This window comes from Pseudoalteromonas sp. MMG022 (assembly GCF_021654245.1).
GTDB classification, from domain to species: Bacteria; Pseudomonadota; Gammaproteobacteria; order Enterobacterales; family Alteromonadaceae; genus Pseudoalteromonas; species Pseudoalteromonas amylolytica.
Genome location: NZ_JAKFZQ010000019.1, coordinates 43,213 through 52,869 on the forward strand (window position 1 = coordinate 43,213; position 9,657 = coordinate 52,869).

General features: G+C 42.9%; 13 protein-coding genes. 12 read left to right on the plus strand and 1 reads right to left on the minus strand.

Features of this window, described 5'->3' with window-relative positions; translation table 11 throughout:
• The first annotated feature begins 7 nt into the window (after window positions 1-7).
• The 12 genes from L1070_RS15830 to fliP are packed head-to-tail and all read left to right on the plus strand — an operon-like array spanning window position 8 to window position 8,807.
• Entirely contained in the window at window positions 8-1,378 is a 1,371-nt protein-coding gene (locus L1070_RS15830) for a flagellar M-ring protein FliF C-terminal domain-containing protein (protein ID WP_237126280.1), read from the plus strand.
• Window positions 1,368-1,730, plus strand: coding sequence for a hypothetical protein (locus L1070_RS15835; protein ID WP_237126281.1), 363 nt, complete (start codon window positions 1,368-1,370; stop codon window positions 1,728-1,730). Before L1070_RS15830 ends, L1070_RS15835 begins: the two co-directional genes overlap by 11 nt.
• Complete coding sequence (locus L1070_RS15840; protein WP_237126282.1) at window positions 1,727-2,452, plus strand: FliH/SctL family protein; 726 nt, start codon at window positions 1,727-1,729, stop codon at window positions 2,450-2,452. The genes L1070_RS15835 and L1070_RS15840 overlap by 4 nt, the downstream gene beginning before the upstream one ends.
• Window positions 2,442-3,770 (plus strand): FliI/YscN family ATPase, encoded by a 1,329-nt coding sequence (locus L1070_RS15845; protein WP_343221761.1) that lies wholly within the window; start codon window positions 2,442-2,444, stop codon window positions 3,768-3,770. The genes L1070_RS15840 and L1070_RS15845 overlap by 11 nt, the downstream gene beginning before the upstream one ends.
• A complete protein-coding gene (locus tag L1070_RS15850) occupies window positions 3,760-4,209 on the plus strand; it encodes a hypothetical protein (protein WP_237126284.1) in 450 nt (149 codons plus the stop codon). The genes L1070_RS15845 and L1070_RS15850 overlap by 11 nt, the downstream gene beginning before the upstream one ends.
• A complete protein-coding gene (locus L1070_RS15855; RefSeq protein ID WP_237126285.1) occupies window positions 4,202-5,134 on the plus strand; it encodes a hypothetical protein in 933 nt (310 codons plus the stop codon). Before L1070_RS15850 ends, L1070_RS15855 begins: the two co-directional genes overlap by 8 nt.
• Window positions 5,135-5,551: a flagellar hook capping FlgD N-terminal domain-containing protein gene (locus L1070_RS15860; protein ID WP_237126286.1), complete on the plus strand. Its 417-nt coding sequence runs from the start codon at window positions 5,135-5,137 to the stop codon at window positions 5,549-5,551.
• 12 nt (window positions 5,552-5,563) lie between these two features.
• Complete coding sequence (flgF, locus tag L1070_RS15865) at window positions 5,564-6,742, plus strand: flagellar basal-body rod protein FlgF (RefSeq protein ID WP_237126287.1); 1,179 nt, start codon at window positions 5,564-5,566, stop codon at window positions 6,740-6,742.
• Window positions 6,742-7,467 carry a FliM/FliN family flagellar motor switch protein gene (locus L1070_RS15870; protein ID WP_237126288.1) on the plus strand — a complete coding sequence of 242 codons (726 nt, stop codon included), beginning with the start codon at window positions 6,742-6,744 and terminating at the stop codon, window positions 7,465-7,467. The genes flgF and L1070_RS15870 overlap by 1 nt, the downstream gene beginning before the upstream one ends.
• Window positions 7,468-7,785, plus strand: a complete 318-nt coding sequence (locus L1070_RS15875) for a FliM/FliN family flagellar motor switch protein (RefSeq protein WP_237126289.1) — start codon at window positions 7,468-7,470, stop codon at window positions 7,783-7,785. It abuts the gene before it with no gap.
• Window positions 7,778-8,071, plus strand: a complete 294-nt coding sequence (locus L1070_RS15880; protein ID WP_237126290.1) for a hypothetical protein — start codon at window positions 7,778-7,780, stop codon at window positions 8,069-8,071. Before L1070_RS15875 ends, L1070_RS15880 begins: the two co-directional genes overlap by 8 nt.
• Window positions 8,064-8,807 (plus strand): flagellar type III secretion system pore protein FliP, encoded by a 744-nt coding sequence (fliP, locus tag L1070_RS15885; protein WP_237126291.1) that lies wholly within the window; start codon window positions 8,064-8,066, stop codon window positions 8,805-8,807. Before L1070_RS15880 ends, fliP begins: the two co-directional genes overlap by 8 nt.
• A gap of 50 nt (window positions 8,808-8,857) precedes the next feature.
• On the opposite strand, the gene L1070_RS15890 is transcribed toward fliP, so the two are convergent.
• On the minus strand, window positions 8,858-9,436 hold the full coding sequence (locus L1070_RS15890) for a hypothetical protein (protein ID WP_237126292.1): 579 nt from the start codon (window positions 9,434-9,436) through the stop codon (window positions 8,858-8,860).
• Window positions 9,437-9,657 lie beyond the last annotated feature (221 nt).

A 9,657-nucleotide genomic window follows, 5' to 3' on the forward strand; every position in this document is an offset into this window, starting at 1 on the left:
AGTTAGAATGGGTCATTTATTTTCGACATTAACAGTCGCACAAAAACGCTCTTTGGCTGTGTTATCTGTCGCAATTGTAGCGTTCACGGTAGGTGCGGTTGTCTGGGTTGTTAAAGCCAGCTATCAACCTGTGCAGTTAAACGCACTGCAGAACTCCGCTGCGCTAATAGAAAAGTTTGAACAGAACAACCTTGATTACAAGTACACAGCCAATGGTGAGTTACTGGTTAATCAAGAGCAGTTAGGAAAAAGTCAGTTGTTATTAGAGCAAGCTCAAGGGAGTAACTTTTCTTCTCATGGGTTAGAGCTGTTTGATAAAACCGACTACGGTATGACGGAGCAGGCGCAAAAAGTCACTTTTCAAAGAGCGATGCAGGGTGAGCTGGAAAGAACACTTTCTTCTTTATCTTACATTAAATATGCACGCGTTCATTTAACCATGGCAGACAAGCGACTGTTTTCAGCGGATAGCTCGCCTGCTAAAGCGTCTGTGACACTGTTTACAGAGCCGGGTTATGAAATGACGACACGCAACATTACGGGTATTCAATCATTAGTCGCTGCTGCCGTAGAAGGATTAAATGCGCAACAGGTTACGGTTTTTTCTCAACATGGAAAGCAATTATCAAGCGGCTCAGCAGTATCAGATGAACAGGAAATACAAGCTGGCGGTAGTGTTAAAGAAGCTGAGCTGATTAGAAAAATCGAGAAGTTGCTAGCACTTTATATGACGCCTTCTCAGTTTGCGGTATCGGCAAGCGTTGAGTTAAGCCACAAAAAAATGAGTTCTGTAGAAAAGTCTCTGCTTGTCGGCCCGGATGGTGAAGGGGTGGTGATTCGTAAAAAAACATCCAGTCGTGATGTACCCAACGAAGACGGTGCGACCAGTACGCTACACAATAATGAAGAGCTTGAGTACTCAGTGGGTAGCAAAACCGAGCAAAGCACACAACTTGCTGGTGATGTAGAGAAAATCAGCATTGCAGTTGCTTTGAGCGTTGCAATGGACGGCCAACAAATAGAAAAGTTGAAAACGTTACTGTCTTCGGCTGCAGGGCTAGATGATACGCGTGGTGATACGGTGGCAATTGAGTACTTTGAACCGTTGAGCATACATCAACCAGAGCCAGAGGTAGCACCAGAAATCGTGCGTTTACCAGTTAGAGAAGATGAAAAACAGGTTGTGGCAAACCCAGTTCTTGCATTTTTAACGGCAAGCCCATTGGCTTTGTTGCTACTAGTATTGACTCCTGTTGGCATGGTGTTGCTCGGTGCGTTTGCCATGACACGTAATCGCTTACCTAAAAAAGAACGTCAGGCGATGCTTAACGAGGTTTCACAGTGGCTCGAAAAGCAGGAGTCAGGTCATGCACGTTAAGCAGGATCCCATCAAAATGGTGGCACTTAAGCTCACCACATTGAATTGGATGGACAGAGTTTGGCTATTGCGTAGACTCGATCCGGCTGTGCGTAAACAGGTGCAAGGTGCGTACAGTGCAATAAAGCAGCTGGGCATTGAAAATCCGTCTGAGCTATTGGCTCAATTAACAGGTGATGTTCATCAACTAGAGTATAAAAATTCAGCGCTGCCTAAAGCGGTACAAGCCTATTTGGCTCGCGTTGAGGCAGGTGATGTGGCGCTAACGGCCAATGTTAAAAACCTGTTAAGTAAGCATCTAGTGAACAAAGGCTCCAACAATGTTGTTGGTTTTGGAGAGCATGAACAATGATCACGCGTGTAAAAACTTACCATGGACCAAAAACTGCAACTGTACCAAAGCATGAACCAGTTGAAGCAGTTCAGCCAGTGCAAACACCAGATGTAAGTACGCCAGACTTAAAAGCGCAGCTTATGGAAATGGGGGCTGAGCAACGTCAACAGTTGCTAGCTGGACTATTCCAAAGTGATATTGAGGTTATTGTTAAAAAAGAGTCGGAACGTGGTTATAAGCAAGGTTTTGAGCTAGGGAAGAAAGACGCTCAGAGCGAAACTGACGCGCACCTTGAAAAAATGGCAGAGGCTTTTAATGAACAACAGCTTCAACTTGAAGCACTGTTAAAAAACCTCAAAGCACTGACTCCTGAAGTACAACTTAAAGACGAAGAGGTGTACGAGAGTGTCACTTTGGCCGTGTTTAAACTCTTAGCCGAGCGTTTAGAGCGCGGAGAGTATTTGCAGAGCGTGCTTGATAGGGCTGTCGAAGAAACCTTGGTCTGTAAAGACGTGGTGTTGTGCTTAAGTTCAGAAGATTACCTGTTTGTTCAGTCACACATGAGTAACTACTCGGAGTCGATGAAAGACAAGATAGCGATTCAAGAGGATGCGCGTTTATCTATCGGTGACACGCGCCTTGAACTGGCCAACGGTTGTATTGAGTCGAGCTTTAGCGAAAAGCTACAGGTATGGTGCAAAAATTTAATGCAGCTACATAGAGGCACCCGTGTTGGCTAACTTACAACTGTTCAAGCAATCACTCGACAACATAGAGTGTCACCTAAGCAAAGGTTTTGTGATAACAACAATAGGCGTGGTTGTTGAAGCGAGCTGTCCTGGAGCTTGCATTGGAGAACTATGCAAAATCTATCCTAAATCTGGGATGCCAGAAATCCTTTGCCAAGTTGTTGGGTTTCGTGAACAAAGTGTATTGCTACTGCCTTTTGAAAGTCTTAGGGGCGTAACATATGGAAGTAAAGTTGTGTCTCTTGGGCATAACGTTACAGTGCCAGTGGGAGACAAATACTTAGGTAGAGTGGTTGATGCGTTTGGTAAACCCATTGACGGGGCGCAAGCGATACAAGAAGTCGTCAATGTCGAAATTCATACTCAACCAATCAATCCGTTAGAACGAGCGCCGATTCAAGAAACATTCGATACAGGTATTACCGCAATAGATACTTTTCTCACGTTAGGGGTAGGTCAAAGAGTTGGCTTGTTTGCCGGAAGTGGTGTTGGTAAAAGTAGCTTGCTAAGCGATATTTGTAAAAATCGTATCAGTGATGACAAAGTCAACATCGTAGTTTTGGTTGGCGAACGAGGCCGAGAAGTAGAAGAGTTTGTAAGGCAAACACTGGGCACTGAAGGTATCAAAAACTCAGTAGTGATCGCCGCAACCGCAGAAGAGTCGCCTCTGGTTCGCGTACAGTCTGTGCATTATGCGCTGGCACTTTCAGAGTACTTTTCCTATCAAGGTAAAGACGTGTTGTTGACCATAGATTCCATGACTCGTTTTGCGATGGCGTTGCGCGAAATAGGTTTAGCCATAGGTGAGCCGCCGACGCTAAAAGGCTATACCACATCGGTATTTTCTGCGATCCCTAAAATAGTAGAGCGATGTGGCAAATTTGAAAGTCGTGGAGCGATAACCGCCATATTTACCGTGCTGGTTGAAAATGATGATTTCAATGATCCTGTTGTCGATACTTTGCGTGCAATTTTGGATGGACATATCGTTCTAACGCGGCAATTGGCTGAGCGTTATCACTTTCCTGCAATCGATATTCTTAAATCAGTAAGCCGTTTGTTTGGTGACCTATCAACGACAGAGCAAAGAGCATCGTTAATCAAGGTGCGTAAAGCTTGGCTGAACTATGAGGACAATAAAGAGCTGCTCGAGTTGGGTATGGTTGAGGGCGAGAATAACAATGTAGCTAAGATAAAGCAGCGCTATAAGACGATATGTGATTTTCTACAGCAAGCAAAAGGTGAGCATATTGATAGAAAAGCTATGCTAGAGCGATTACATGCGCTGGAGATAGACGATGAGCAGTAATCTCAAGAATGCGCGTTTTTGTACTCAGTATTCACAGCTTTTTGAGCATAAAGTACAGGCTAAGCAGGCTCAGTTGAACGATATAGCCTCGCAACTGACACAGGCAAAAACTCAGCTACAGGATTGCTACAACAAGCTCAATAGCGCGAATGAGCATTATTTTTTAGCGATTGCCATGCCGGAAGTACATCGTGCAACGCTCAATCATGTTGCGCATTTATCAAATAACATTAATGAATTAATTAGTCATATTGACGAGCTTGAAGCGCAACAAAAAGCAGTTGAGCAGGATTTAAAGCTACTTAAATTAAAACAGCGAGTTACTGATAACAAATCAGATAAATTCAAGTCACTAGAAAATATGCGCCTAAAGCAGATACGAGAAAAACAATTAGAGCAATTGTGGGTTATCAATAAAGGAAACAGTCATCATGCTTGAACTGGATCAATTATTACTTACAGGTAACAACAAGCAGGGCCTTGGAAACGATTCTGATAAAATGGCTAAGCTGCGAATAACAGGCGCTGATTCCGCCTTTTTAGAGCTGCTCAACATGCCACAAAGCTTTTCAGCTGGCGGTGAAGTACTCAAATACGATATATCGGCAAATCTTACTAAGCAGGATACGCTTTCGCGCGGCAAGGTTAGCAAAGACGTTGCACAGACAACACCATCTAATGAGTTGGTATGTAAATTACAAAACAGCCAAACATTACTGTTTGCAACTGACGCTGAAGTCGATGATGTTGAAATGCTTGAACACCCTAGCAGCCAGGCCCTATTTTCGAACCAATCACATAGCGTGATTAACTTATCAATACCCACGCAACTTAACAGCGCTAATACGTCGGCTGTCCAAGTCAAAGTAACCGTAACGTGGGGAAAAATAGCCTCTGGCTACTTGTCGCAACTAAATACATCCACAAGTGGTACACAAGGGCCTCAGGCAAACCTGAATAATATGATAACCGCAGCGTTAATTGAGTCTAGCGGATATGTCGGTAGAAATGAGGTTGACATTAAGCACAAAAGCCACGATGCAAGGCAAGCGAACGTGCTAAATCAGCACACTAGATTTGAATCAGTGTCCAACCGAGCGTTTGAACAGTTCAAAAGACAAGCCGTTATTGATGGCGCTAAGCAATTTACAGAGTCTCGATATCAAGCATATCCAGCTCAGGCATTGTTTGTTCTTTCATCATCAGACAAAGAGCTCAAAGTATCAGCCAGAGATTTCTTTAATCGCCATGATCACAGCAAATCGATATTGTCTTGGTTAAACAACTTTGTAAGTGACGAAATGTTATCGCAGTTATCTGAATATAGTTTCAATGGTGTCACCGTTTGGCAAAGGGAGAAATAAATGGCGATTGAGAGTATTGGGCAGGTGAGTAACACCTCATCTACTGCGAACGAGAACAGTAATGTATCTCAAGATGAGTTCATTAAATTATTCTTGGCTCAGCTGAACTCGCAAGACCCACTTGAACCGCTAAACAACAGAGAGTTTTTAGCACAGTTAGCGCAGTTTTCTGCACTTGAACAAACACGTCAATCAAATGACAAATTGCAAAGTCTATTATCGATGAATTCGTCGAATCAGGCGCTCAGCTTACTTGGCAAATCAGTGCAGGTTAACCTGCAATCTGGCTCTGAGTTTAATGGCACCATTGAAGCGGTTCACTACGATGCCAATGGACCAACATTAACAATTAAAAGTACTGAAGGTAGCTTTGTCGATAAAATATCGCTAAGCCAAGTAACCGTAGTCAAGCAATAACAGGAGTTAATTATGTTTCAAGCCTTCTTTAATGGGCTTTCGGGGATGCTTTCTTTCTCGAAGAACTTAGACACAGTGAGTAACAACATCTCGAACATGAATACCCCGGGGTTTCGAGCGGCGGATACATTTTATGACAGCCTAAGCGGCGGACCGGGCGATAGCGGTATTGGTACGCAAATATCGGGCTTAGGTTATCGTTTTACCAGCGGTGATATCAAGCAAACCGGCAATGCAACCGATGTGGCGATTAATGGTCAGGGCTTTTTCACTTTACTACAAGACGGGAACCAGTACCTAACGAGAGCTGGTCAGTTTACGTTTAATAGCGAAGGCCTATTGGTAGACAAAAACAGTGGAGCCAGTGTTGCAAGCCTCAGTGATACTGGCACTTTGTCAGAGTTTGACATTAGTGATTTGAGAATGTTGGCACCTGTGGCAACTACTTCGGTAGAGCTAAGTGGCAACTTATCAAGTGGTGCATCAGAACATGAAATTACTGGAGTTAGTGTATTCAATGATTTAGGTGAGGAAGTCGAGCTCACTTTGAAATTCACCAGAAGTGAGACAGTCTCTGGTGAATGGAGCGTTGCAGTGAGTAAATCATCAGACCCAGATGTGGTGTTGTCAACTTCGATAATAGCGTTTGGACCTGATGGTACACCTGAAGATGGACGAAGCACCTTTGCTGTAGATGTTGCGGACTCTATGGGTGGCAGCACATCCGTGTCTTTCTCGTTGGGAAGTCCTGCAAACTTTTCGCAGTCAACCTCAATGGATACGGGGGAAACGTCTACATTGAAAGCGAGCGTAACGGATGGCTCTGCGATAGCTTCTTTAACAAGTATTGAATTTTCTTCAGATGGCTCACTGTCATTGAAGTACAGCAATGGCGAAACCAAACAAGGCCCATCTTTGGCGCTGGCACAGGTTAAAGATGAAAGCTCATTGCAACTGGTAAACGGTAACATGTTTACTGCGCAGGGCAATTCAGGCGTAACTTTTGCTAAAGCCGGCACGTCAGGCCTAGGCAGCATTGCAGGTAAAAGCATTGAACTGTCAAATGTTGACCTGTCTCGTGAATTTGCAGATATGCTGGTTATTCAGCGCGGGTATCAGGCAAGCTCTAGGCTGCTTAACGTTTCAAACCAATTGCTTGAGCAGTTATACGAGAATACTAGAGGTCGATAATGTCAGTAACAAGTACTGGTGTGTTTGACAATGAAATGAAGCATTCTGTTACAGGCTTACTAACCAACGCGGTCAGCCAATGGCAGAGCGCTTGGTTTAGTGAGTGTAACTTTAGTGTTGATATCAGGTTTAATGAAACGTTGTTTGCGACGTTGGACGTTGAAGCGCTCGCAAATCAAGCGTTACATGAATCTGGGGTGAGCCTGTTTGCCAGCACTGAAAATGCATTATTACAGGCGATGTTTAACTGTGATGAAAGTACGTTAAATGCACTTCAAGGTGAGTTGAATGTGGATCCCCTTGATGTTGTGTATCAAGATTTCCGCAGTCATATATTAGCAAGCCTAGAAAGCGACACATCAGTCGCTAAAGTGCGTGAGCAAGTTGTTGTTGAAGTTAAACTATCTTGGCAAGGTGGTGAGCTCAGCGCATGTTTGGATGTTGCTTTATTCAATAATTTGTTTAAGCAAAAACAAACCTCATCACAACAATTGACGCCACTTGTTCAAGCGGCACAACATAGTCACATCCCACTGCGTGTTTCACTGTGTAGTGAAGCGCTTAACTTTGTGGATGTTATGTGTTTGAAAAAAGGGGATGTTGTGATGTTAAAACAGGAAGTTGAAGAGCCAATTTCTATTGATGTTAATCATGCAAATAATGCGCTAAAAGGCTACTTGGTAGAGCGCGAAAGTCATAAAGCAATTATATTTTCGGAGTCGTAAATGAAAGATGTTCAGAGCGTTGAATTCACAGAAGTAGCACAAAGCAACACGTCTGGTGAAAAAATGTTTACAGGCTTAGATAAACGGATGCTCGAAGGCGTTAAGGTTGAATTAGAGTGTGTTGTTGGAGGAACAGAGATCACTTTGGATCAGCTGTACTCACTTGAGGCTGGAGAGGTTGTAAAATTGCAGCAAGCCACACAGGATCCAATCAAGCTATACCTTAACGGAAATGTTGTCGCAATGGGGCGCTTAGTCGCTGCTGATGGCAAGTTTGGTGTTGAAATAACAGATGTTCCGGTGTTAACCGATGAATGATCTTCAGTTTCGACAAACTGAAGCGATTAGTGACTTTCAGATGTTATCGCTGGTGGTCATTTCTGTGTTACTGGTCGCTATTTATCTGTACTTAAAGCTCGTTTATACAAAAAAGCATAAAACAAGTGATGGTGTAAAAGTGCTGAGCAAGACTAGGTTGAGCCAACATAGTGTGGTTTATGAATTATGCACGGAACATAAAAAGTACGTCGTATTTGAGTCCAAAGCAGGTGTGATTGAATTAAAGGGGGAAGCGCTTCCTCTAGATGGAGACTCGGATGAATAAATTTGTGCTGTTTGTGCTGTTACTGAGTTGCCTACCATCTGCTTTTGGTGCGCAACAGATAGAACAAACAAGTTTACTAACTGAAGTGGCAAACTCAGGACTAGTTGATGGCTTAACACCTGAGGTAAAAACGGTATTTACCTTAACCATGCTGTCTTTTATCCCAGTTTTGCTTATTGCGATGACAGCATTTACTCGGATCGTGATTGTACTGTCTATGCTCAGACATGCGCTTGGATTACAGCAAACGCCGCCTAACATTATCATTATCACGCTGAGTTTGTTTTTAACGTTTTATACAATGTTACCAGTGTGGGAAAAAGTAGAGAATGATGCCGTAAGACCTTATCTTAGCAATGCTATCACGCTGGAAACTGCGCTGGATAAAGGTGGCGAATACATGAAAGATTTCATGGTCAGTCAAACTCGAGAAGAAGACTTTGCGGCAATCTTGAAAATGGCGAATAAAACACCGCCACAAAGTGTTGATCAGGTTTCCTTTAGCTACCTAGTACCTGCATTTTTACTGAGCGAATTGACAACTGCTTTCAAGATAGCATTTGTGATCTTCATTCCATTTTTACTCATTGACTTGGTCGTAGCCAGTGTTTTGATGTCACTGGGGATGATCATGCTGCCACCTATTTCTATAGCACTACCGATTAAAGTGATGCTATTTGTTTTGATAGATGGTTGGTCATTGGTGTCTCAATCGCTGGTCAGTAGTTTTAGTTAGTGCGATTTACAGCTAAACACAGACCTTGAAGTGCTGTGTTTAGCTTTGCCCTAATTAAACTTATTCTTGTAAATATCAAGCAACACAGAATTAGTGGAGTTTGTTAACTCATCGTCATCTGCTTCGTTGACTTGCTCGGGCTGTGCGTCTTTATCGTCACCTATCATCATTAACACCTTACGCATGTTTTCATTGAGTGCGAGGTTTTCGTTGTTAAGCATGATGCCTTCACTGAGTGCTTGTGTTGCTTGCTCAACCTGATCATTAAGAATATAAACGAGTGCTTGAGCAAATAGCGCCAGATAGCCTTGTTCAGGCTGTGTTAGTAGTGGGCTAATGTAGCTGTTGAATGTCTCTGCGTCTGAATTAAGTACGGCTAGAAAACACAATTGGAACCGAGCAATTCCATAATCAGGGTTAGCCTCTAAACAGCGCTCAAAAGCCTCTTTTGCCTGAATGTAACTGCCTTTCTCAGCTTGATAGGAACCATCTAAAAAATGTAGTTCAAAGCTTTGTGGGTATTGCGCCAATAAATCCGTGATTCTTTCGTGCTGCTCGTTATCTAATACTTCCTGAAAGTCATCAATAAGTTGTTGTAAATCTGATGAATACTGTAGTTGAGATGACATCTCTTTGGCCTGTGTTTGTTACTACTTTAGTAACATTATAATAAATGAAACGAGCGCGCTTAGCTATGCCCATTGTCGATAAATAGCACACAGAGGGTTAAGCGTTTTCTATCTCGGCTGCAAGCGACATCAATAGGTGTCGATCTTTATTTCATTTATTTTGCAATTTTTATTAAAGGTTTTGAGAAAATCGTGGAAGAGGGGGGTAGTAGAACTTTATA

Excerpts from the sequence above, each read along its gene's own strand:
- L1070_RS15830 (WP_237126280.1), top strand. The coding sequence starts at position 8 with ATGGGTCATTTATTTTCGACATTAACAGTCGCACAAAAACGCTCTTTG.
- L1070_RS15835 (WP_237126281.1), top strand. The coding sequence starts at position 1,368 with ATGCACGTTAAGCAGGATCCCATCAAAATGGTGGCACTTAAGCTCACC.
- flgF (WP_237126287.1), top strand. The coding sequence starts at position 5,564 with ATGTTTCAAGCCTTCTTTAATGGGCTTTCGGGGATGCTTTCTTTCTCG.
- L1070_RS15880 (WP_237126290.1), top strand. The coding sequence starts at position 7,778 with ATGAATGATCTTCAGTTTCGACAAACTGAAGCGATTAGTGACTTTCAG.
- L1070_RS15850 (WP_237126284.1), top strand. The coding sequence starts at position 3,760 with ATGAGCAGTAATCTCAAGAATGCGCGTTTTTGTACTCAGTATTCACAG.
- L1070_RS15875 (WP_237126289.1), top strand. The coding sequence starts at position 7,468 with ATGAAAGATGTTCAGAGCGTTGAATTCACAGAAGTAGCACAAAGCAAC.
- L1070_RS15890 (WP_237126292.1), bottom strand. The coding sequence starts at position 9,436 with ATGTCATCTCAACTACAGTATTCATCAGATTTACAACAACTTATTGAT.
- L1070_RS15840 (WP_237126282.1), top strand. The coding sequence starts at position 1,727 with ATGATCACGCGTGTAAAAACTTACCATGGACCAAAAACTGCAACTGTA.
- fliP (WP_237126291.1), top strand. The coding sequence starts at position 8,064 with ATGAATAAATTTGTGCTGTTTGTGCTGTTACTGAGTTGCCTACCATCT.
- L1070_RS15855 (WP_237126285.1), top strand. The coding sequence starts at position 4,202 with ATGCTTGAACTGGATCAATTATTACTTACAGGTAACAACAAGCAGGGC.
- L1070_RS15870 (WP_237126288.1), top strand. The coding sequence starts at position 6,742 with ATGTCAGTAACAAGTACTGGTGTGTTTGACAATGAAATGAAGCATTCT.
- L1070_RS15860 (WP_237126286.1), top strand. The coding sequence starts at position 5,135 with ATGGCGATTGAGAGTATTGGGCAGGTGAGTAACACCTCATCTACTGCG.